Annotated in this window: 21 protein-coding genes; 7 read left to right on the plus strand and 14 right to left on the minus strand. The window is 71.8% G+C overall.

What is annotated here, in order from left to right:
- Positions 1 to 202 precede the first annotated feature (202 nt).
- Together AB0K14_RS32195 and AB0K14_RS32200 are read right to left on the minus strand one after the other, a co-directional pair.
- Positions 203 to 688, minus strand: coding sequence for an SRPBCC family protein (locus tag AB0K14_RS32195; RefSeq protein WP_360452425.1), 486 nt, complete (start codon positions 686 to 688; stop codon positions 203 to 205).
- Complete coding sequence (locus AB0K14_RS32200) at positions 685 to 1,080, minus strand: metalloregulator ArsR/SmtB family transcription factor (RefSeq protein WP_360452423.1); 396 nt, start codon at positions 1,078 to 1,080, stop codon at positions 685 to 687. The genes AB0K14_RS32195 and AB0K14_RS32200 overlap by 4 nt, the downstream gene beginning before the upstream one ends.
- Before the next feature lie 375 nt (positions 1,081 to 1,455).
- On the opposite strand from AB0K14_RS32200, the gene AB0K14_RS32205 reads away from it, so the two are divergent.
- Both AB0K14_RS32205 and AB0K14_RS32210 read left to right on the plus strand, forming a co-directional pair.
- Entirely contained in the window at positions 1,456 to 5,151 is a 3,696-nt protein-coding gene (locus AB0K14_RS32205) for a multifunctional oxoglutarate decarboxylase/oxoglutarate dehydrogenase thiamine pyrophosphate-binding subunit/dihydrolipoyllysine-residue succinyltransferase subunit (protein ID WP_360452421.1), read from the plus strand.
- A 73-nt stretch (positions 5,152 to 5,224) separates the two neighbouring features.
- Positions 5,225 to 5,404 carry a DUF6104 family protein gene (locus AB0K14_RS32210; RefSeq protein ID WP_360452419.1) on the plus strand — a complete coding sequence of 60 codons (180 nt, stop codon included), beginning with the start codon at positions 5,225 to 5,227 and terminating at the stop codon, positions 5,402 to 5,404.
- 4 nt (positions 5,405 to 5,408) lie between these two features.
- Here AB0K14_RS32210 and fxsT read toward each other — a convergent pair whose 3' ends face one another.
- From fxsT to AB0K14_RS32225, 3 genes are all read right to left on the minus strand, one after another.
- Positions 5,409 to 6,971: an FxSxx-COOH system tetratricopeptide repeat protein gene (gene fxsT / locus AB0K14_RS32215; protein WP_360452417.1), complete on the minus strand. Its 1,563-nt coding sequence runs from the start codon at positions 6,969 to 6,971 to the stop codon at positions 5,409 to 5,411.
- On the minus strand, positions 6,944 to 7,351 hold the full coding sequence (locus tag AB0K14_RS32220) for a hypothetical protein (protein ID WP_360452414.1): 408 nt from the start codon (positions 7,349 to 7,351) through the stop codon (positions 6,944 to 6,946). The genes fxsT and AB0K14_RS32220 overlap by 28 nt, the downstream gene beginning before the upstream one ends.
- A gap of 119 nt (positions 7,352 to 7,470) precedes the next feature.
- A complete protein-coding gene (locus AB0K14_RS32225; RefSeq protein ID WP_360452412.1) occupies positions 7,471 to 8,463 on the minus strand; it encodes an aldo/keto reductase in 993 nt (330 codons plus the stop codon).
- Positions 8,464 to 8,624: 161 nt separating this feature from the next.
- Here AB0K14_RS32225 and AB0K14_RS32230 point away from each other — a divergent pair, with 161 nt between their 5' ends.
- Together AB0K14_RS32230 and AB0K14_RS32235 are read left to right on the plus strand one after the other, a co-directional pair.
- On the plus strand, positions 8,625 to 10,091 hold the full coding sequence (locus AB0K14_RS32230) for an O-antigen ligase family protein (protein ID WP_360452410.1): 1,467 nt from the start codon (positions 8,625 to 8,627) through the stop codon (positions 10,089 to 10,091).
- Entirely contained in the window at positions 10,088 to 10,534 is a 447-nt protein-coding gene (locus AB0K14_RS32235; RefSeq protein WP_360452408.1) for a hypothetical protein, read from the plus strand. The genes AB0K14_RS32230 and AB0K14_RS32235 overlap by 4 nt, the downstream gene beginning before the upstream one ends.
- A gap of 12 nt (positions 10,535 to 10,546) precedes the next feature.
- On the opposite strand, the gene AB0K14_RS32240 is transcribed toward AB0K14_RS32235, so the two are convergent.
- The gene (locus AB0K14_RS32240; RefSeq protein ID WP_360452406.1) at positions 10,547 to 11,467 is read right to left on the minus strand and encodes a LysR family transcriptional regulator; all 921 of its coding nucleotides are present in this window, start codon (positions 11,465 to 11,467) and stop codon (positions 10,547 to 10,549) included.
- Positions 11,468 to 11,487: 20 nt separating this feature from the next.
- Between AB0K14_RS32240 and AB0K14_RS32245 the strand changes: the two genes are divergently transcribed.
- Genes AB0K14_RS32245 through AB0K14_RS32255 form a run of 3 tightly spaced genes read left to right on the plus strand, consistent with a single transcriptional unit; the run spans position 11,488 to position 13,849 of the window.
- Positions 11,488 to 12,447, plus strand: a complete 960-nt coding sequence (locus AB0K14_RS32245) for a dihydrodipicolinate synthase family protein (RefSeq protein ID WP_360452404.1) — start codon at positions 11,488 to 11,490, stop codon at positions 12,445 to 12,447.
- 32 nt (positions 12,448 to 12,479) lie between these two features.
- On the plus strand, positions 12,480 to 13,529 hold the full coding sequence (locus AB0K14_RS32250) for a hypothetical protein (protein WP_360452402.1): 1,050 nt from the start codon (positions 12,480 to 12,482) through the stop codon (positions 13,527 to 13,529).
- 20 nt (positions 13,530 to 13,549) lie between these two features.
- Positions 13,550 to 13,849, plus strand: coding sequence for a hypothetical protein (locus AB0K14_RS32255; protein WP_360452400.1), 300 nt, complete (start codon positions 13,550 to 13,552; stop codon positions 13,847 to 13,849).
- A gap of 158 nt (positions 13,850 to 14,007) precedes the next feature.
- On the opposite strand, the gene hutI is transcribed toward AB0K14_RS32255, so the two are convergent.
- From hutI to hutH, 8 genes are read right to left on the minus strand one after another with little or no spacing between them, the layout of a single operon-like run.
- Positions 14,008 to 15,156 carry an imidazolonepropionase gene (gene hutI / locus AB0K14_RS32260; protein ID WP_360452398.1) on the minus strand — a complete coding sequence of 383 codons (1,149 nt, stop codon included), beginning with the start codon at positions 15,154 to 15,156 and terminating at the stop codon, positions 14,008 to 14,010.
- Positions 15,153 to 15,320, minus strand: a complete 168-nt coding sequence (locus AB0K14_RS32265; RefSeq protein ID WP_360452396.1) for a DUF397 domain-containing protein — start codon at positions 15,318 to 15,320, stop codon at positions 15,153 to 15,155. Before AB0K14_RS32265 ends, hutI begins: the two co-directional genes overlap by 4 nt.
- Before the next feature lie 8 nt (positions 15,321 to 15,328).
- On the minus strand, positions 15,329 to 15,529 hold the full coding sequence (locus tag AB0K14_RS32270) for a DUF397 domain-containing protein (protein ID WP_360452394.1): 201 nt from the start codon (positions 15,527 to 15,529) through the stop codon (positions 15,329 to 15,331).
- The gene (locus tag AB0K14_RS32275) at positions 15,526 to 16,410 is read right to left on the minus strand and encodes a helix-turn-helix transcriptional regulator (RefSeq protein WP_360452392.1); all 885 of its coding nucleotides are present in this window, start codon (positions 16,408 to 16,410) and stop codon (positions 15,526 to 15,528) included. Before AB0K14_RS32275 ends, AB0K14_RS32270 begins: the two co-directional genes overlap by 4 nt.
- 4 nt (positions 16,411 to 16,414) lie before the next feature.
- Positions 16,415 to 17,683: a formimidoylglutamate deiminase gene (locus AB0K14_RS32280; RefSeq protein WP_360452390.1), complete on the minus strand. Its 1,269-nt coding sequence runs from the start codon at positions 17,681 to 17,683 to the stop codon at positions 16,415 to 16,417.
- Positions 17,680 to 18,858 (minus strand): allantoate amidohydrolase, encoded by a 1,179-nt coding sequence (locus AB0K14_RS32285; RefSeq protein WP_360452388.1) that lies wholly within the window; start codon positions 18,856 to 18,858, stop codon positions 17,680 to 17,682. Before AB0K14_RS32285 ends, AB0K14_RS32280 begins: the two co-directional genes overlap by 4 nt.
- Complete coding sequence (hutU, locus tag AB0K14_RS32290; RefSeq protein ID WP_360452386.1) at positions 18,851 to 20,494, minus strand: urocanate hydratase; 1,644 nt, start codon at positions 20,492 to 20,494, stop codon at positions 18,851 to 18,853. The genes AB0K14_RS32285 and hutU overlap by 8 nt, the downstream gene beginning before the upstream one ends.
- Positions 20,494 to 21,999 (minus strand): histidine ammonia-lyase, encoded by a 1,506-nt coding sequence (hutH, locus tag AB0K14_RS32295; RefSeq protein WP_360452384.1) that lies wholly within the window; start codon positions 21,997 to 21,999, stop codon positions 20,494 to 20,496. Before hutH ends, hutU begins: the two co-directional genes overlap by 1 nt.
- Positions 22,000 to 22,106: the final 107 nt, after the last annotated feature.

The raw sequence follows: 22,106 nt of genomic DNA on the forward strand, positions 1-22,106 counted from the left end.
GCAGGCAGGGCGGGACGCTTTTCCCCGCCGTGCCTGCCCGGCTTTGGCCTGCCTGGGGTGCCCGTAAGGGCCCCATGTCAAATCGAGCCGGACCCGAGCGCTCCCATCGAGCCGAACCCAAGTCCTCAAATCGAGCCGGATCCGCGCGCTCCCATCGAGCCGGACTTCAGCGCCCGCATCGAGCCGAACCCGAGACCACGACTCACTCGTTCGACAGCAGCTCGTCCAGCTGCTCGTACCCCTCCACCACCCCGGTCTCCATGCCGCTGGCCATCGCCGCGTCCCGCCCCTCGGTCGTCTCGAACACGCTGATCCCGTGCAGCCGCGTCCGCCCGCCCCCGAGGTCCTCGAACGTCAACGTCTCCAGGCACACACCGTCCGGGAAGCCCTCGAACGTGAACGTCTGCACGATCCGCTCACCGTCGCGCACCTCGTGGAACGAACCGTAGAACCGGTACTCCTCGTCACCGCGGCTGTGCACGTACCGGTACGCCCCACCGGTCGACGCGTCCCACCGGTCCACCTTCATGGTCACCGAACGCGGCCCCAGCCACTTCACCACCAGCTCGGGGTCGACGTGCGCCCGGAACACCGCGGCGACCGGCGCGTCGAACTCCCGGATGATGTGGATGGTCGGCAGGGCCGGGTCGGCGCTGATCGTGGTCTCGGGGTGCGTGGTCGTGGTCATGATGCTTCTCCTTCGACTCTGGCTCTGATCTCTGCGGTGCCTGCTGCGGTGCCGTCCGCGGCGCCTCCGGCCGCCATGTCGGCGAGCACGGCGTCCAGCCGCTGGTAGCGCTGCTCCGCCTCGCGCCGGTAGCGCTCGATCCACTTCGTCATCAGGTCGAACACCTCCGCCTCAAGGTGGACGGGCCGCCGCTGCGCCTGCTTGCTGCGGCTGACGAGCCCGGCGTCCTCAAGCACCTTGAGGTGCTTCGACACGGCCTGCACGGTCACGGAGTACGGCCCGGCCAGCTCGTTCACGGTCGCGTCGCCCACCGCCAGCCGCGCCACCATGTCCCGCCGGATCGGGTCGGCCAGGGCCGAGAAGACCCGCGACAACTGGTCGTCCACCGCCATCTCCTTACTCAACCGCTTGGTTGAACACAACCGTAGAACCCACACCCCACCATGTCAACCAGAGAGTTGAACACGCAGCTCAGCAGCCCGGCTTCAGCCTGCTGACCACCTCGTTTCAGCCTGCTGAACTCCTCACAACCCCGCCCCGCACGCGGTGCGCACAACTACTCCGAGTTGCAGCACCACGGCGCACGTGACGGGCCTAACCTCAAGTGATGCCCAAGCACCCCTAACACGACCGGACCCCTGAACGATTCTGTGAGGGAACACTCCCGGCCCTGCCCCTCCTGTGTGTGAACTGCACCAGACGGGGGACTAGCCTGACCATGAGTGAGTCATTACCAAGAGCGAGATGGATAGAGGCGAGCGCCAGCCGTGTCCAGCAGCACTCCTGCTTCTCAGTTCGGCCCCAATGAGTGGCTGGTCGAGGAGATGTACGAGCAGTTCCTCGCCGACCCGTCGTCGGTAGACCCTGCCTGGCACGACTTCTTCGCCGACTACAAGTCGACGCAGCGGTCGGGCAACGGGGCCGCGACGGCCGCGGAGAACGGCACCACGACCGCCACCAAGCCCGCTCCGGCCCAGACCGCGCCCGCGGCGGAGCCCGCGAAAGCGCAGGCAGCCACCGCGGCGCCCACGCAGCAGCCGAAGAGCGCGGCACCGGCCCAGAAGCCGACCACCAAGCCCGCACCCGCCCAGGCCGCCAAGGCCGCGCCGGTGCAGCCGACCCGGGGCGAAGAGCAGAAGCAGCTGCGCGGCGCCGCCGCCGCCATCGCGAAGAACATGGAGCTCTCGCTCACCGTTCCGACCGCGACGAGCGTGCGCGCCGTGCCCGCCAAGCTGCTGGCCGACAACCGCATCGTGATCAACAACCACCTCAAGCGCACCCGCGGTGGGAAGGTCTCCTTCACCCACCTGATCGGCTACGCGGTGGTGCGGGCGCTCAAGGCGTACCCGAACATGAACCGGCACTTCGCCGAGGTCGACGGCAAGCCGTTCGTGGTCACGCCCGAGCACGTGAACTTCGGCCTGGCGATCGACCTGCCCGGCAAGGACGGCTCCCGCACGCTGGTCGTGGCCTCGATCAAGGGCTGCGAGAACATGACGTTCACGCAGTTCTGGCAGGCGTACGAGGACCTGATCCGCAAGGCGCGGACGGGCTCGCTCACCGCTGAGGACTTCTCCGGCACCACCCTCTCGCTGACCAACCCGGGCACCATCGGCACCAACCACTCGGTGCCGCGCCTGCAGGCGGGCCAGGGCACGATCATCGGCGTCGGCGCGATGGAGTACCCGGCGCACTTCCAGGGCACCAGCGAGCAGGCCCTGACCGACATGGGCGTCAGCAAGGTCATCACGCTGACCTCCACCTACGACCACCGCGTGATCCAGGGTGCGGAGTCGGGCGAGTTCCTGCGCCGCATCCACCAGCTGCTGCTGGGCGAGGACGGCTTCTACGACGACGTGTTCACGTCGCTGCGGCTGCCGTACGAGCCGATCCGCTGGGTCGCCGACATCCCCGAGGGCGCGGTCGACAAGACCGCCCGCGTCATCGAGCTGATCGACGCGTTCCGCACCCGCGGCCACCTGATGGCCGACACGGACCCGCTGAACTACCGCCAGCGCAGCCACCGCGACCTCGACGTGCTGTCGCACGGCCTGACCCTGTGGGACCTGGACCGGGAGTTCCCGGTCGGCGGGTTCGCGGGCCAGGAGCGGATGAGGCTGCGCGACATCCTGGGCGTGCTGCGCAACTCGTACTGCCGCACCGTCGGCGTCGAGTACATGCACATCCTCGACCCGGAGGAGCGCCTCTGGATCCAGGAGCGCGTCGAGGTGCCGCACGAGAAGCCGCCGGCCACCGTGCAGAAGTACATCCTGTCGAAGCTCAACGCCGCCGAGGCGTTCGAGACCTTCCTGCAGACCAAGTACGTCGGCCAGAAGCGGTTCTCGCTCGAAGGCGGCGAGACGGTCATCCCGCTGCTCGACGCCGTGCTGGACAAGGCCGCCGAGCACGAGATCGACGAGGTCGTCATCGGCATGCCGCACCGCGGCCGGCTGAACGTGCTGGCCAACATCGTCGGCAAGCCGATCTCGCAGATCTTCCGCGAGTTCGAGGGCAACCTCGACCCGGGCCAGGCGCACGGCTCCGGTGACGTCAAGTACCACCTGGGCGCCGAGGGCAAGTACTTCCGGATGTTCGGCGACGGCGAGACGAAGGTGTCGCTGACCGCGAACCCGTCGCACCTGGAGGCCGTGGACCCGGTGCTGGAGGGCATCGTCCGGGCCAAGCAGGACATGCTCGACAAGGGCGGCGAGGGCTTCACCGTGCTGCCGGTCGCGCTGCACGGCGACGCCGCGTTCGCGGGCCAGGGCGTGGTCGCCGAGACGCTGAACCTGGCGCTGGTCCGCGGCTACCGCACCGGCGGCACGGTGCACGTCGTGGTCAACAACCAGGTCGGCTTCACCACCGCGCCCGAGCACTCGCGCTCGTCGAAGTACTCGACCGACGTGGCGAAGATGATCGGCGCGCCGGTGTTCCACGTCAACGGCGACGACCCGGAGGCGTGCTACTGGGTCGCCAAGCTGGCGGTGGAGTACCGGCAGGCGTTCAACAAGGACGTCGTGATCGACATGGTCTGCTACCGCCGCCGCGGCCACAACGAGGGCGACGACCCCTCGATGACGCAGCCGGCGATGTACGACGTGATCGACACCAAGCGCTCGGTACGCAAGACCTACACCGAGTCCCTGATCGGCCGCGGCGACATCTCCGTCGAAGAGGCCGAGAAGGCGCTGCAGGACTTCTCCTCGCAGCTGGAGCACGTGTTCAACGAGGTCAGGGAGCTGGAGAAGCACCCGATCAAGACCTCGCCGTCGATCGAGGAGGAGCAGCAGGTCCCGACCAAGCTGCCCACCGGGGTCGACCGGTCGATCATCGAGAAGATCGCCGACGCGCACGTGGACCTGCCCGAGGGCTTCACCCCGCACCCGCGGGTCAAGCCGGTGCTGGAGCGGCGCGCCAAGATGGCCCGCGAGGGCGGCATCGACTGGGCGTTCGCCGAGCTGCTGGCGTTCGGGTCGCTGGTGATGGAGGGCCGCACGGTCCGCCTGGCCGGCCAGGACTCGCGGCGCGGCACGTTCGTGCAGCGGCACGCCACGCTGGTGGACCGCAAGAAGTCCGAGGAGTACACCCCGCTGCAGAACCTGGCCGAGAACCAGGGCAAGTTCATGGTGTACGACTCGGTGCTGTCGGAGTTCGCGGCGCTGGGCTTCGAGTACGGCTACTCGGTGGCCAACCCGGACGCGCTGGTGCTGTGGGAGGCGCAGTTCGGCGACTTCGTCAACGGCGCGCAGCCGATCATCGACGAGTTCATCTCGTCCGGTGAGGCGAAGTGGGGCCAGGTCTCCGACGTCGTGCTGCTGCTGCCGCACGGCCACGAGGGCCAGGGCCCGGACCACACGTCCGGCCGGATCGAGCGGTTCCTCCAGCTGTGCGCGGAGGGCTCGATGACGATCGCGGTGCCGTCGACGCCGGCGAACTACTTCCACCTGCTGCGGCGGCACGCGCTGGACGGCGTGAACCGCCCGCTGGTGGTGTTCACGCCGAAGTCGATGCTGCGCCTGAAGACCGCGGTCAGCCCGGTCGAGGCGTTCGTGGAGGACCGCTTCCAGTCGGTGATCGACGACCCGACCGGTCTCGACACGAGTGCGGTGCGCAAGGTCCTGCTGTGCAGCGGCAAGATCTACTACGAGCTGCTGGCCGAGCAGGAGAAGCGGGGTGTCAAGGACACCGCCGTGGTGCGCGTCGAGCAGCTGTACCCGGTGCCCGCGCGCAAGCTGACCGAGGCGCTGGACCGGTACCCGAACGCCACCGAGGTCCGCTGGGTCCAGGAGGAGCCGGCGAACCAGGGCGCGTGGCCGTTCTTCGGTCTGGCGCTGCCCGAGCTGCTGCCGGCGAGGTTCGCCGTGAAGCGCGTCTCGCGCCGCCCGATGGCCGCGCCGTCGGCGGGTTCGTCCAAGGTGCACGAGGTCGAGCAGCGCGAGTTGATCGCGAAGGCGTTCGAGTAACACCCGTTGGTTCGCGCCGAGCCGTCGAGACCTCCGGGTTTCGGCGGCTCGGCCGTTTCGTGGAGGAACGACCGTGTACTTCACCGATCGTGGCATCGAGGAACTGGAGACCCGCCGGGGTGAGGAGGAGGTGACGTTCGCCTGGCTGGCCGACAAGCTGCGGGCGTTCGTCGACGCCAACCCCGACTTCGAGACCGCCGTCGAGCGTCTGGCCACCTACCTGGCACGCGACGACGAGGACCTGGAGGACTGAGCCGTCACGTCGGCGGCGGCTCCACCTCGCACGCCAACCGCCTGCCCGCCGCCGCCAGCACCACCTCGGGGTGCCGTGCGCCCAGGCGCCGTCCCAACGCGGCGACGGCGTCCTCGGCGCTGTCCTGTCGACCGGTGGCGACCCGGTCCAGCGCCAGGTTGAACGCGCAGACCAGAGTCTGCGGGTGCTGCTCGCCGAGCACGCGCTCCATGCGCGGCAACGTCGTGGCGGACAACGCGCTCGCCCGCTCGTGATCGCCCATCGCGGCCAGGTCGCCGGCGACGTTCACCGCGCACGCCAGCGTGTGCGGGTACTCGTCGCCCCGCCGATCCCGTGACGCCCGCAACGTGGTGCGGTTGAGCTCGTACGCCAGCTCGACCTTGCCGATGTCCCGCCACACCAGCGCGAGGTTCGTGGCGGACGCCAGCGTGAACGGGTGCCAGGGGTCGGCGTGGCGCTCCATGTGCGCCGAGTACGCCCGCTGGCCCAGGCTCTGCGCGGCTTCGAGCTCACCGCACCGCCGCAGCACGTTGCACAGGGTCATCATCGCGGCCAGCGTGTACTCGTGGTGCGGGCCGAGTCGCCGTTCGCACGCCGCCAGGTTCTCCTCACCCAACGCCCTCGCCTGCGCGTAGCGGCCCGTGCCGCGCAGCGCGACCACGACGTTCCGGGTGGCGAGCAACACGTGGTTGTGGTTCCGGCCCAACGCCGACCGCAGTGGCGGCAGGGCGTCCTCCTGGATCCGCAGCGCTTCGTCGTACTCGCCGAGCCCGATCAGGTCCCGGACCAGGTTCGCGGTGGCGAAGAGGGTGCGCGGGTCGTGCGACCCGTACATCTCCCGCCGGCGGCGCACCACGTCGAGGTCGATCTCCCGGGCGCCGGTGAAGTCGCCGAGCAGCCGCAGGTCCACGGCGAGGTTGACGGCCGCGCGCAGCGTCCTGCCGTGGTTGTCGCCCCACCTGCGCCGGTGCCGGTCGAGGTTGTCCCGGTCGAGCCGGACCGCGCTGTCGAAGCGCCCCAGCGCCCGCAGGTCCGCGCCCAGGCCGTGCGCCGCCATCAAGGTGTGCTCGTGGTCCGGGCCGAACACCTCGGTCAGCCGCCGGACCGTGTCCTCGTCCAGCTCCGTGGCCTCGGCGATCCGCCCCAACTCGCGCACGGCGTTCGCGACCAGTCGCCGCGCCAGCAGGGTCAGTTCGTCGTCCGGCCCCCACCTGGTCCGCCAGTGGTCCGAGACGGACGCGCCGAGGGTTCGGCTGCCCTCGTAGTCGCCGACCGCGAACAGGTGGCGGACGTGGTCGAGCAGGAGCAGCCTCGCCGGTCGTTCCTCCGCGTCGGGCAGGGCCGCAGCGACGTGCGGCGCGAGTTCGCGGAAGCGGGGCCAGTTGTGCGACTCGTCGGGCTCGCCGGGGTTGGCCGCGCCGAGGACCGCGCGAGCGTGCGCCGCCGTGGCCTCCTGCTCGTCGGGTGTCAGCAGCGACCGCGCGCCCTCCTGGACCAGGCCGTGCACCTGGATGCGGCCGACGGTGGAGTGAGCCCGGATCAGCGCCACCCGTTCCAGCACCTCCACCGCGGCACGCGTTCCGGGTCACCGAGCACGTCACCGAACGGCGCGGGCAGGTCGCCGCCGGCGGCGAGCACGTCCACCGGGATCGGCGCGTCGGCCAGGAAGGCGCACAGGTCGAGCACCACCGCGGCGTCGGGCGCGTGCGAGCGCAGCGCCCCGATGGTCACCGACCACGGCGCGCGTGGCGCCGACGACCGGAGGGTGTGCGCCTTCAGCAACCGCACGTAGTCCAAGACCGCGATGTCGGTCTCGGCGAGCCAGGCGGACGCGTGCCGCACCGCGAGCGGGTGGTCTTCGAGCACGGCCGCCACCCGGTCGGCGTCCACCGGGCTCAGTCGGGGTGCCTTGCCGCGCAGCAGGGCGACGCTCTCCCTCCTGGTCAACCCGCCGACCCGGAGCACCCGAATCCGAGCAATTCTCGACTGGTGCCGGGGTCGGCCGGCGGACCTGCGCGAGGCGGCGGTCCCGGTCCGCCGGCCACCCCGGGCCGTGACCCCGGCTCCTACCAGGCGTACGCCTCCGGCGCGGGCTTGCTGCCGTTCGGGCCCGGGGCGGGGAAGAGGTCGTCCAGCTTGGCCAGGACGTCCGCGTCCAGCTCGATCTCGGTCGACCGGAGCGAGCCGTCCAGTTGGGACTGGGTGCGGGGGCCGATGATCGGTGCCGTCACGCCTTCCTGGTGCAGCAGCCAGGCCACGCCGACGTGCGCCGGGTCCTCGCCCAGGTCGGCGGCCAGCTTCTCGTAGGCCTCGATGGCGTCACGGTGCTTCTCCAGGGCCTCCAGGCCGCGCCCCGCGGTGCCGCGCGACCCGCCGCCCTCGCGTTGCTTGCGCAGCACACCGCCCAGCACCCCGCCACCCAGCGGCGACCACGGGATCACGCCGACGCCGTAGTGCCGCGCGGCGGGCAGGACTTCCAGCTCCGCGAAGCGGTTCACCAGGTTGTAGATCGACTGCTCGCTGACCAACCCCAGGAAGTGCCGGCTGCGCGCCGCCTCCTGGGCCTGCGCGATGTGCCAGCCGGCGAAGTTGGACGACCCGAAGTAGAGCACCTTCCCCTGCTGCCGCAGCACGGAGAAGGCCTCCCAGATCTCGTCCCACGGCGTGTTCCGGTCCACGTGGTGCATCTGGAACAGGTCGATGTAGTCGGTCTGCAACCGCTGCAACGACGCGTCCGCCGCCCGCCGGATGTGCAGCGCGGACAGCCGTCCCTCGTTCGGCCAGTCCCCCATGTCCCCGTACAGCTTCGTGGCGAGCACGGTCTTCTCCCGCCGCCCGCCGCCCTGGGCGAACCAGCGGCCGATGATCTTCTCGGTGATGCCCTCGCCCCGCTGCCACCCGTAGACGTCGGCGGTGTCGAAGAAGTTGATGCCGTGCTCGTGCGCCCGGTCCATGATCGAGTGGCTGTCGGCCTCCGACGTCTCCGGGCCGAAGTTCATCGTGCCGAGGCACAGGCGGGACACGGACAGGCCGGAACGGCCGAGCTGGGTGTACTCCATGCCGCCAGCCTGCCGGATGCCGATCGCCTGGACCACCCGGTGGCCGGCGCGTGGGCCGGCAAAAGGCGCATTCGCGCGAAAACCCCCTCCACCAGGGGCATTGCCGTGGTTAAGATCCGCGCGAACCCGCTCCGGCGGGTGTGAAGGGCTGGGGGGCCTGCATGGGGGGAATCGCGCCTGACCGCGTCGTGCCACGGGACGGGGTCGCGCTGCCGCACGCCGTGCTGCTGCTGCTCGCCGCGATCGCCGCCGCGGTCGTCGCCCAGGGCGGCTACTACCTGCACGGACGCCTCTTCACCGGCGCGCTCGTCGCGTTCGCCCTGGTCCTGGCGCTGCGCAACCGCCCGGACGCGGGTCTGCTGCCGGTGGCGTGCGCCGCGCTGGCCGCGTGGACGGTGCTGCGCGCAGTCCTGAACGGCACGGTCACCGACGCGCTGCCCACGGTCGCGGCCCTCGGCTGCCTGGTCGCGGCGGCGTTCGTGGGCCGACGCACCGACGTCGCGCAACGGGAGCTGTGCGCCTCGCTCCTCGTCGGCGTGGGCGTGCTGGTCGCGTTGACCGGCTGGGTGGCCGTGGTGTGGCGGATCCCGTCCTGGTCGGTGGTCGCAGACGGCCTGGCCCGCGCCGCGTCGACCCTCACCTACCCCAACGCCGCCGCCGCCCTGCTCGCCGCTCTCGCCGTGCTGGCACTGGCCCTGCACACCGGCCGCCCGCGCTCGTTGCCGCTGGCCGGCGCGGTGTACGCGCTGGTGGTCGGCGTGGGCGCGACGCTGAGCCGTGCCGGGTTGCTCGCGCTGCTGGTGGGTTTCACCGCACTGGTGATCTTCAACGGCGTCCGCGCCACCCTGCGGCACGCCGGTCCGGCCGGGCTCGGCGCGCTGGTCGCCCTCGGCGCGCTCGCGCCGTCGTTCCCCGTCGCCGAACCGGCCCGACCCGGCCTCGCGCTGGTCGGCCTCGTGGCCGGCCTGGTGATCACCCTCGGCCTGAGCCGGTTGACGGCGGTGCTCCGGCTGATCGCCGTGGTGGCCGGGTTCGCCGTCGCCGTGGTCGCCGGGCTGCTGGTGCACGACCTGGGCCGGCTGCTCAAGGGCCGGGTCTCGACGAGTTCACCGGACCGCACCGGCGCGACGGGCGCGGCGCTGGACCACGTCGCCGCGCGGCCGTTGGCCGGGACGGGGCCGGGCCGGGGTTGGTTCGTGTTCACCACGCCCTCCGGCGACGCCCGCGTGATGCGGTACGTGCACAACGAATACCTCCAGGTGCTGGTCGAACTCGGGGCGGTCGGCCTCGGCCTCGTGCTGCTGGTCCTGGCGGCCCTGGCGGCGACGGTCTGGCGGGGTCGGGTCGGCGCGGGTGGCGCCGGAGGCACGGAAGGCGCGGGTGGTGTGGAAGGCGCGGGTGGCCTGGGCGAAGGCCGGGCGCTGTGGGCCGGAGCCGCCGCCGCGCTGGTCGTGCTGCTGGTGCACAGCGGGTTCGACTTCCTGTGGCACCTGCCCGTGATCGTGCTGACCGCCGGGCTGCTCGCCGGACTGGCCGGCGCCCCCACCGAACCCGGCGCCGAACCCGGTCCCGAACCCACTGCCGGCACACCCGTGGCAGCAGTCCCCACCGCAGAGGAGAACCAGTGAAGTTCGCATCCATCCGGAACGTGCGGCCGGCCAGGGCCGCGGCCGTCCTGGCCGTCGTCGCGGGCGCGGTCCTCGCGTCCGTGCTGCCGTCCAGCGCCGACGTGAGCGCGCAGTCCCCGTCGCAGCCCGCGATCCAGCTCCAGGCGCAGGCGGAGAGACTGGCGCGCGGCGCGGCGGTCAAGATCGACGTGCAGATCGTCTGCCCGCCGCCGGGCTACGCCTACGTCAACGTCCGGCTCACCCAGCGCGTCGGCCCGGCCATCGCGAGCGGCTCGGGCTACGCGCAGCCGTTCTGCACCGGCAGCACGCAGACGGTCACCGTCTCGGTGCACGCCGCGGAGTACCCGTTCCGCGCGGGCACGGCCTTCGCGTCGGCCACGCTGAGCGGCCCGTTCAACGGCCAGGTCACCGACGACCGCGAGGTCACGATCGTCAACCCGTGACGTGGCGGGGGCTCATCGTCGTGGTGGGCCCCCACCGGTCCGGGCGAAGTACGCCTTGGTCGAGGACTCCAGCGCGGCGGCGCACGCGGCGATGACGGGGTGGCCGCCGGCACCGCGGCGGTAGGCGATGCGGGTGCGGCGGTGGACGTCGAGCGGGACGAGCCGGACGTCCGAGGGCGGGTGCGCCGCGCCCAGTTCCGGCACGAGCGCGACGCCTTGCCCGGCGGCGACCAGGGCGAGCACGGCGGTGAAGTCGTCGGCGTGGTGGCGCACCCTCGCCGCGAACCCCGCCGCCTGGCAGACCCTCATCGCCGCGGTGTGGCAGAGCGTGCCGGGGCTGCCGACGATCCAGGCCTCGTCCCGGGTGCGCCCGATCGGATCGCCGGGGTCCGGTGAGCGGGTGGCAGGCACGGCCAGGAACACGGTCTCGTCCAGCAGCCGCACCGAGTCCACGCCGGGGTCGGGTTCGACCGGTGCGACGTCGTAGTCGTGCCACAGCGCCACGTCGAGTCGGCCGTCGCGCAACGCGTCGGGCACGTCGACGGGGTCCAGCTCGGTGACCATGAGGTCGAGCGCCGGGTGGTCGTGGCCCAACGCGACCAGCGCCGACGGCAACAGGGTCGGCACGGCGCTGGGGAACGCGCCGATCCGCACGGCGCCGGACAGGCCGGTGCGTGCGGCGGCCACCGTCGCGGACGCGGCTTCCAGGGCGGCCAGGATGGTTTCGGCGTGCTCGACGAGCGCGCTGCCCGCCGGGGTGAGGCGGACGCCGCGACCGGTGTGTTCCAGCAGCGGGACGCCCGCCTCGCGTTGCAGGGCGGCGAGCTGCTGGGACACGGCCGACGGCGTGTAGGCGTGGGCCCGGGCGACGGCCGCGATCGTGCCCAGGTGTGCCAGGTCCCGCAGCAGGCGCAGTCGGCGGACGTCGAGCATCAGTTCAGCTTACGGTTTCGTTGAGCAATGCGAACTGGTTCTTCACGGTCTCGCGCGGCAGCCTGGGGCTCATGACGTTCACCGGTTTGTTCGTCCCGCTGATCACGCCGTTCGACCGTGCCGGGGCGGTGGCGCTCGACGCGCTGGAAGCCCTCGCCGTCCGCGTCCTGGACGCCGGCGCACGGGGCCTGGTCGCGTTGGGCACCACGGCGGAACCGTCCGCGCTCACCCCCGACGAGCAGCGGGCCGTGGTCGAGGTGGCGTCCCGGGTCTGCCAGGAGCGCGACGCCGCGCTCGTGGTCGGCGCGAACACCGCGGCGGCACTGCGGGCGTTGGCCGACCGGCCGCAGGTGACGGCCGCGCTGACCACGGTGCCCTCGTTCGTCCGCCCCGGCGAGGAGGGCGCGCTGGCCCACCTGACCCGGCTCGCCACCGACAGCCCGGTGCCGCTGATCGTCTACGACATCCCGTACCGGACCGGGCAGTACCTGTCCGCGGCGACGTTGCGGCGGCTGGCGGACGTGCCGGGCGTGGTGGGCCTGAAGTACGCGGTGGGCGGGATCGACGCCGACACCGTCGCGTTGTTCGCCGACCGGCCGTCGCTGGCGGTGCTCGGCGGCGACGACGCGTTCATCTCGCCGTTGTTGGCGCTCGGCGCGCACGGCGGCATCCTGGCCTCGGCGCTCGTGGCGACCGGCGAGTTCGTCCGGTTGATCGAGGCGTGGCACGCCGGGGACGTGGCTCTGGCGCGTGATCTGGGCGGGCGGTTGAGCTCGCTGTCGGCGGCGCTGTTCGCCGAGCCCAACCCCACCGTGATCAAGGGCGTGCTGCACGCGCAGGGCCTCATCCCGACCCCGGACGTCCGCCTCCCGCTCCTGCCCGCCCACCCGGACAGCACGTCGGCCGCCCTGGAGGCGCTGGGCCGAACGCGTGAAAGTCGTGGGTCGACCGACACGCTGCCGACCCGGCGTTCGACCTAGTAGCGAGTGGCACCGAGTCGACCGGAGGTCCGATGGCGCCGAACCCGTTCCGGGTGCTGATCGTGCGGGGGTTCTGGAACCCGCCCCAGGCCGGTTCGGCGAGCAGCTGGCCGTGGTCGACGAGCTTCTGCCGCGCCCTCTTCCAGGACTCGAACGGCTGGAGCGTGCGCGACTACTGGCTGCGCTCGACGTTCGGGCTGCTGAACCTCCAGTTCGACATCGAGGGCGGCGCGGCCGGGCTGAACCTGGAGGGCTTGGACGCCAACCACCTCGCGCACCGCCGGGAGGAGGCCATCGAGGCGGTCCGGAACCGGGCCCGCGCCGAGGACATCGACGTGGACGGCTACCACGGGTTCATCGCCCTGACCAACCCACCGCCGTCCCACGCCGGCTCCCGCGGCAACACGGCGCTGTTCGACCAGCACGGGTTCCTGGAGTTCTTCCAGCACGAGCTCGGTCACGTGCTGGGTTTCCAGCACGCGTTCGGCCCCGATGGCGGCGACGACGACCGGGAGACCGGGTACGAGGACGACTACTGCATCATGGGCAAGACGGGGCCGCAGAGCTTCACCATCCCCACGCCACCGCAGGCGTCGAGCGTGGTCACACCGCTGCGCGGCGACTTCTGGCAGACCGGCCGACGACTCGCCACGGCCAACCTGCACCGGACCTACCCGGCGGAGTTCGCGCCCTGGGTCCGGCGGGTCGGCATGAACCAGGTCGCCACCGTGGCCGGGTCGAGCTCCGTCGCCGAGATCGGGTCGCACATGTCCGTGCTCGCCGTCCTCACCCTCCCGGGCGGGGCCGAGGTCACGGCCGAGTACCGGGTGCCGACGGTCGACGACCGGGGCGTCACGCCGGCCGTCGTGGTCCACTCGATCGGGTTGCGCGATCTGGGGGTGAGGGACGACGGGCTGCCTTATCGCGAGGTCAACCCGATCTACTTCGAGGGCACGCTGCAACCGCGCGTCGGTGCGCAGCTGTCGATCGTCGCCGGCGTGACCCTGCGGGTCGAGTCGACCGAGTTCCCGGGGACGATCGTGGGAACGCGGCCGCCGGTGGTCCAACTCAGGTTCGTCTGACCGACCGGAGGTCCCGGGTCATGTTCGCGCACCTCGGCTCGTACATCACCGACCACGCGGTCCAGGAGTGCCTGGACCTCGCCGCGGCGGCGTTCCACCGGTACCGGCTCGACGTGTGGTTCCCGCCCGAGGAGGGCGATTTCGTCATCGTCGGCGGTGACGACCGGCTCGCGGTCCAGGTGTCGTGCATGGCGATGCAGGAGGGCACCTGGGTGACCGTGGTGGGTTACGGGTCCGACTCCTCCGCCGCCGAGTACGGCCGCAACGCGATCCGCGCGCACATGACGAACCCCGCGTCGCCGCCGATCCCGCCGCCCTGAGGCGTGCGGGACACCGTCACCCCCTGCCGGGCCACCCCCTGCCGGATCACCCCTGCCGGGTCGCGCCTGCCGGATCACCCCTGCCGGGCCACTTCTGCCGGATCACCCCTGCCGGGTCGCGCCTGCCGGGTCACCTCTGGTGGGTCACCCCTGCCGGGTCACCTCTGCCGCACGCCTGCTCGCCACACCGCGTGGGTGAGCGGGACGCCCGGTCGGTAGGCCAGGTGCGTGGTCGAGGGTGCGTCCAGGACGTGGACGTCCGCGCGGGCGCCCGGTGCCAGGTGGCCGATGTCGGTGCGCCGCAGGGCTTTCGCGCCGTTCAGGGTGGCGGCGGTGATGGCTTCCTCGACGGTCATGCGCATCTGGAGGACTGCCGTCGTTATGCAATATGCCATCGAGGTGGTGTAGGAGCTGCCCGGGTTGCAGTTGCTCGCCAGGGCGACCGTCGCGCCCGCGTCGAGGAGCCGGCGGGCCGGTGGGAGCGATTGCCGGGTCGACAGGTCGCAGGCGGGGAGCAGGGTGGCGACGGTCTCCGAGTGCGCCAACGCGTCGACGTCGGCGGCGGAGAGGTACGTGCAGTGGTCGACGCTCGCCGCGCCCAGCTCGACGGCCAGCCGGACGCCCGGCCCCTCACCCAGCTGGTTCCCGTGCACGCGCAGGCCGAGCCCCTTGCCCTTCGCCGCCTCCAGCACGGCTCGCGACTGGTCCGCGTCGAACGCGCCCTGCTCGCAGAACACGTCCGCCCACCGCACGTGCGGGGCGACGGCGTCGAGCATCTCGCCGATGACCAGCGCCACGTACTCGTCCGCGTCGGCTCCCGGGGGCACGAGGTGCGCGCCGAGGAAGGTGACCTCGTCGGCCGCCGCCGCCGCGATCCGCGCAGATCGCACTTCGTCTACGGTATTCAATCCGTAGCCGGTCTTGGTCTCGATCGTCGTGGTCCCCTGCGCCACGGCTTCGGCCACCAGCCGTCGCACATTGTCTACAAGATCCGGGTCGGAAGCGGCCCGAGTGGCCTCGACGGTTTTCGCAATACCGCCTGCTGTATACGGTATACCGGCCATCCGCGCCTCGAACTCGGCCGTCCGATCGCCCGCGAACACCAGGTGCGTGTGGCTGTCCACCCAACCGGGCAGGACCGCCCGGCCTCCGACATCGACCCGCACGTCGGCGGCCGGCGCGGACGCGGCGGGCCCGGCCCACGCCACCCGGTCCCCGGTGAGGACGAGCGCGGCGTCGGCGAGGCGGCCGAGTTCCGGGTCGTTGGTGGTCAACTCACCGATGCCGGTGATGATCGTGCTGGTCACGACCGCACGAACCGCTGCCACGCCGACGCCGGGAACACCAAGGCACCTGCGTCGGGCTTCTTCGAGTCCCGCACCCCCACCGCTGGACCGGCGAAGGCAACCTCGACGCAATTGCCACCACTGCCACCACCGCTGCGGCCGCTCTTCCGCCACACCAGGTTCATGACGCTCCTCACGGACGCAGAAACCGGCGCCAGGCGGACGCCGGGAACGCCAGCAGGCCGGCGTGGGGGTTCTTCGAGTCCCGAACCGCCACCTCAGGAGCCGAGAAAGCGACCTCGACGCAGTTGTCGTTGTTGCCGCCACCGCTGCGGCTGCTCTTCCGCCACACAAGTCCCGACTGGTCCACAGTGGACACCGGACCGCCTCTCATTCGCGCTCGGCAAGAATCCGCTCGATCAAGGCGATCGAATCCTCCGGACCGAGCGCCTGCACGAGCAGGTGGTCGATCCGCATTCTAGCTCGCCGGACCTGTTCCGGATCTTCGATGTGGAGCGAACCTGTCGCGTGCGAGACGTAGAGCAACGACGGATCTTCGGCGTCCGAGAATTCGAGCAGCGCGAAAGCCCCCTCTTGACCGGCATGGGCACCCAGGTCCCTCGGCAACACTCGAAGGGTCACTGTGTCCAGCTCAGCAACCATCACCAGGTGGTCCAGCTGGTCGCGCATGACCTCCGCGCCGCCGATCCGCTGCCACAAGGCGCTCTCGTCGATGAGGGCGACCAGCCGGAGCGGATTCCCCTCGGAGGTCAGGCGCTGCTGGCGGATCATGCGGACTTTCACCTGGGTGGCCAGTTCAGGCTTGGTCCGCTTGAGTGAATTGGCCTCCAGGACGGTGCGCGCGTACGACTCGGTCTGCAGGAGACCAGGGATCAGGACGAGCGCCAGTTCCCACACCCTCGACGCTTCGGTCTCGACATCGACGTAACCCATGTCCCGCAGGCCGAAGGCTGTCCACCACCCAGGCCGCAGCGCCTCCCGCACCTGGTCGACGAGGTCGGGGTCGTAGTGGTCGTAGACGTCCATCATGGAGCGGGCGAGGTGGACGTCGAGCTTGGTCTCGCCCGCCTCCAGGCGGTAGAGGCTGTTGCGGTGCTTGTCGAGTGCGGCGGCGGCGTCCTCGATGGTCATTCCAGCCGCTTCCCGCATCCGGCGGATGCGGCGGGCCAGTTTCCGGCGGCGGAAGGGTGGGCGTGCTGGCGGCATGCGGCCCATGATGGTGAGCGGGACCGACAACACCGGGATTCCCGCCACCCGATCAGGTGAGTGCCTCCGTCAGCAGCCTGGCGACGTCGCCCAGCTGCTCGTGACCACCGTCGCGGGCCACGACCTTTCCGCCGACCACGACGGTGGTCACGTCCGAGGCGGTGGCGGCCAGCACGACCTGTTCGGGCTCGGTGCCGGCGGTTCGGATCGAGTTCACTCGAACGGCTACGAAATCGGCAGGGGAACCGACTTCCAGCCGGCCGGCCTCGGGCCAGCCGATGGCGGCGTGGTTCGTCAGCGCGCCAACGAGTTCCGCCGGGGTGAACCGGCCGCGTTGGCCGGTGCGCAACCGCTCGTTGTGCTCCAGGGCGCGCGCTTCCAACAAGGGGTCGATCACCGCGTGCTGGTCACTGCCCAACGACAACGGCGAACCGGCCTCCACCAGCTCGCGCGCGGGACCGATGCCGTCTGCCAGGTCCGCCTCCGTGGTCGGGCAGAAGCACACCCCCGTCCGCGTCGACCCAAGCAGGCCGATGTCCTTCGCGGACAGGTGCGTCCCGTGCACGGCCGTCGTGCGCGGCGTGAGGGCGCCCGCCTCGGCCAGCAGCTCGGTCGGCGTCATGCCGTACGCCTCCAGGCACGCCTGGTTCTCGGCCGGTTGCTCCGACAGGTGCACGTGCAGCGGCCGATCGGGGAACGCGCCCGCTACCAGCGACAATGTTTCACGTGGCACCGCGCGGACCGAGTGGATCGCCGCGCCGATCTTCGTGTTCTCGTCGCCGCGCAGCTCAGCGACCCGGTCGAGCCACCTGTCCCCGGTCCCGTCGGAGAACCGCTCCTGCACCCCCCGCACGGGTTGACCGATCCCACCCGCCAGGTAGCAAGCGTCCAACAGGGTGATGCGGATCCCGGCGTCACGGGCGGCCTGCCGCAGGGCCTCCCCCATCTCGTTGCCGCCGCCGTGCAGGTAGTGGAACTCGCCCACCGCCGTCACCCCGGCCACGGCCATCTCCGCGTACACCGCCGTGGCCAGCTTCCGGTACCGCTCGGGCGTCAACCCCTCCGCCACCGCGTACATCCGGTCGCGCCACGTCCAGAACGTGCCGCCGTCCGAGTGCGTGCGCCCGCGCAACGCCCGGTGGAACGCGTGCGAGTGGGCGTTGGCGAACCCCGGGAAGACCAGGCCGTAGAGCCGTTCCACGCCAAGGGGGATGGTGTCCACAGCGGACGCGGACGCGATGACGCCCTTGTCGACCCGCACCAGCACCCGGGACGTGATCCCGTCCGGCAACCACGCCCGCTCGCACCAGAAGCTCTTCATCGCGTCAAGTGCTCCAACGTCGTCGCCAGCGCCACCACGCCCGCGGCGCAGTCGTCCGCCTCGGCGAACTCCTGCGGCGCGTGGCTGATCCCGGTCGGGTTGCGCACGAACAGCATGGCGGTCGGCACGTGGGAGGCCAAGATCCCGGCGTCGTGACCGGCGCCGGTCGGCAGCGCCGGGGTGTCGGCGCCGAGCGCGTCGCGGATGCCGGCCATGAGGTCGGGGTCGAAGTGCACCGTCCCGCCCCAGCTCTCCTCGGCCACCCGCACCTCGCAGCCCTCCTCGGCCGCCGCCGCACGCGCCTCCGACGTGATCCGGTCGACCACCTCACGGGTGCGCGGCTCGTCCTCGGCCCGCGCGTCCAACCACACGTCGACGGACGAGGCGATCACGTTGGTGCCACCGGGGTTGGGCACGATCCGGCCCACGGTCGCGCGGGCACCCGAAGTCGCCGCACGGCGCGCGGCCAGCACCATCGCGGCGGCCGGCAGCATCGGGTCACGCCGGTCCTCCACGAGGGTCGCGCCGGCGTGGTTGCCCTCACCGGTGAACGTGTACCGCCACCGCCCGTGCGCGAGGATCGAACTGGCCAACCCCACCGGCACCGTCAAGCCGCGCCCCTGCTCGACGTGCAGCTCGACGAATGCACCGATGGACGACAGCGCGCGGTCGTCGCGGCCCATCCGCAACGGGTCGAACCCCGCGGCGTGCGCGGCCTCGCCGAACGTGATGCCGTCCGCGTCGACCAGCTTGCACGCGGCTTCCGCGGTGATCGCGCCGGTCATCAGGCGCGACCCGAGGCAGGCCACGCCGAAGCGCCCGCCCTCCTCCTCCACGAACACGACGACCGCCAGCGGCTTGGCCGGCGTGAAGCCGCGGGCCCGCAGCACGTCCACCGCCTGCAACGCCGACACGACACCCAGCGGCCCGTCGAACGCACCGCCACCGGGCACGGAGTCGAGGTGGCTGCCGGTGATCACGGCGTCCGGACCGGGCTCGCCCCACCACGCCCAGATGTTGCCGTTGCGGTCGGGCCGGACGTCCAAGCCGCGGCGCTCGGCCTGCTCCACGAACCAGGCGCGCAGCTCCCGCTCGACGTCGTCGAAGCCGTGGCGGGAGTAGCCGCCACGCCTGCGGTCGCGCCCGACGTCGGCGATGTCCGCGAGGTCAGTCATCGGCGCTCATCGGGATCGGCACGTGCTTGCGCGCGGCGACGTCGATCGCCCGCTGGTAGCCGGCGTCGACGTGCCGGATGACACCCATGGCGGGGTCGTTGGTCAGCACCCGTTCGATCTTCTGCGCGGCCAGCGGGGTGCCGTCGGCGACGGTCACCTGACCGGCGTGGATGGACCGGCCGATGCCGACGCCCCCGCCGTGGTGCAGCGAGACCCAGGTCGCCCCGGACGCGGTGTTGACCAGGGCGTTGAGCAACGGCCAGTCGGCGATGGCGTCCGAGCCGTCGGCCATCGCCTCGGTCTCCCGGTACGGCGACGCGACCGAGCCGCAGTCCAGGTGGTCGCGGCCGATGACGATGGGCGCGGACAGCTCGCCGGAGGCCACCATCTCGTTGAACTTCAGGCCGGCGAGGTGGCGCTCGCCGTAGCCGAGCCAGCAGATGCGGGCGGGCAGGCCCTGGAACTCGACCCGCTCACCGGCCATCCTGATCCACCGCGCGAGCTGCTCGTTGTCCGGGAACAGCTCCAGGATCGCCCGGTCGGTGGCCGCGATGTCGGCCGGGTCGCCGGAGAGCGCGGCCCAGCGGAACGGCCCCTTGCCCTCGCAGAACAGCGGCCGGATGTAGGCGGGCACGAAGCCGGGGAAGTCGAACGCCCGCTCGCAGCCGCCCGCCTTGGCCTCGCCGCGGATCGAGTTGCCGTAGTCGAACACCTCGGCGCCGCGGTCGAGGAAGCCGACCATGGCCTCGACGTGGTCGGCCATCGACTCGCGGGCGCGGTCGGTGAACTCGTCGGGCTTCTTGGCGGCGTAGTCGGGCCAGTCCTCGACCTCGACGCCCTTCGGGCAGTACGCCAGCGGGTCGTGCGCGGAGGTCTGGTCGGTCACGATGTCGACCGGCACGTCGCGGCGCAGCAGTTCGGGCAGCACCTCGGCGGCGTTGCCGATGAGGCCGACGGACAGGGCGCGGCCCTCGGACTTCGCGGCGAGCACGCGGGTGATCGCGTCGTCGATGTCGTCGGCGATCTCATCCAGGTAGCGGGTCTCCACGCGACGACGTGCGCGCTGCGGGTCGACCTCGATGCAGAGCGCCACGCCCTCGTTCATGGTGACCGCAAGCGGTTGCGCGCCGCCCATGCCACCGAGGCCCGCGGTGACGGTGAGCGTGCCGCGCAGGGTGCCGTTGAACCGCTTGTCGGCCACGGCGGCGAACGTCTCGAAGGTGCCCTGGAGGATGCCCTGGGTGCCGATGTAGATCCACGATCCGGCCGTCATCTGGCCGTACATGGTGAGGCCCTCGGCTTCCAGGCGGCGGAACTCGGGCCAGTTCGCCCAGTCCGGCACGAGGTTGGAGTTGGCGATGAGCACGCGCGGCGCCCACTCGTGCGTGCGCATGACGCCGACCGGGCGGCCGGACTGCACGAGCAGCGTCTCGTCGTCCGCCAACTCGGCCAGCTCGCGGCTGATGGCGTGGAAGCTCGGCCAGTCGCGGGCGGCCTTGCCCGTGCCGCCGTAGACGACGAGGTCCTCGGGCCGTTCGGCGACGTCGGGGTCGAGGTTGTTGTGGAACATCCGCAGCGCGGCCTCGGTCGACCAGCTGCGGGCGGTCAGTTCGGTTCCTCGGGCGGCGCGCACCATCAGAGGGCTCCCTTCCGGATGAGGTCTTCGGCGGCGGCGATCTCGGGCGCGAGGTGGCGGTCCGGGCCGGGGCCCCCGACGTGCTCGCGGAGCTTCGCCACGGCCGCCGCGGTGGCCGGGGCGGGCTTGAGCGGCGCGCGCAGGTCCAGGGCGCGCGCGGCGGTCAGGAACTCGATCGCGAGCACCCGGCGCAGCCCGTCCACGGACTGGCGCAGCTTGCGCGCGGCGGACCAGCCCATCGAGACGTGGTCCTCCTGCATCGCGCTGCTCGGGATCGAGTCGACCGAGGCGGGCACGGCCAGGCGCTTGAGCTCGCTCACGATCGCGGCCTGCGTGTACTGGGCGATCATGTGGCCGGAGTCGACGCCCGGGTCGTGGGCCAGGAACGGCGGCAGGCCGTGCGAGCGGTTCACGTCGAGCATCCGGTCGGTGCGGCGCTCGGCGATGCTCGCCACGTCCGCGGTGGGGATGGCGAGGAAGTCCAGCACGTAGGCGATCGGCGCGCCGTGGAAGTTGCCGTTGGACTCGACCCGGCCGTCGGCCAGCACCACCGGGTTGTCGATGGACGACGCGAGCTCGCGGTCGGCGACGGTCTCGGCGTACGCGACGGTGTCCCGGGCCGCGCCGTGGACCTGCGGTGAGCAGCGCAGCGAGTAGGCGTCCTGCACGCGGGTGCAGTCCGGGCCGCGGTGGCTGTCCATGATCTCGGAGTCGCGCAGGATCTCGGCCATGCGCCGCGCGGAACGCCCCTGGCCGGGGTGCGGGCGCAGGGCCTGGAGGTCGGCGGCGAACACGCGGTCGGTGCCCAGGAGGGCCTCCACGCTCATCGCGGCGGTGAGGTCGGCGACGTCGAGCAGGTAGTTCAGGTCCCGCAGCGCGAGGACCAGCATCCCGAGCATGCCGTCGGTGCCGTTGATCAGCGCCAGGCCCTCTTTCTCGGCCAGCCGGACGGGCCGGATGCCCGCCTCGGCCAGCGCCCGCGCGGCCGGGACCAGTGCGCCGTCGGCGTCGCGGACGTCGCCCTCACCGGTGAGGGCGAGGGCGGCGGCGGACAGCGGCGCGAGGTCGCCCGAGCAGCCGAGCGAGCCGAACTCGTGCACGACCGGGGTGATGCCGGCGTTGAGCATCGCGGCCATCGCCTCGGCCGTCTCCAGCCGGATGCCGGTGTGGCCGCTGGTGAGGGTCTTGAGGCGGAGCAGCACCAGGGCGCGGACGACCTCGCGCTCGACCTCGGGACCCGCGCCCGCCGCGTGCGAGCGGACCAGGGACTGCTGGAGGGCGGCACGGCGGTCCGGCGGGATGTGCCGGACCGCCAGCGCGCCGAAGCCGGTGGACACGCCGTAGGTGGGCTCCTCGGCCGTGGCCAGGCGTTCGATGTGCGCGCGGGCGGTGGTGACCGCCTCGCGCGCCGCCTCCGTGATCTCCACGCGCGCGTCGTCCCGGGCCACGGCGTGGACGTCGTCGCGGGTCAGGGGTTTCGGACCCAGCTGCACGGGTTGCTGCATGTGCCCATCTCAACCCGGCAGCCGGATCCGCACGACCCGACATCCGCCGATCGTGTCTGGTATCCGAGACGCGCTGGCCAACCCAAATCCGTCGTCACACGTCCTGA

The organism is Actinosynnema sp. NPDC050801, assembly GCF_040673975.1.
GTDB lineage: Bacteria > Actinomycetota > Actinomycetes > Mycobacteriales > Pseudonocardiaceae > Actinosynnema.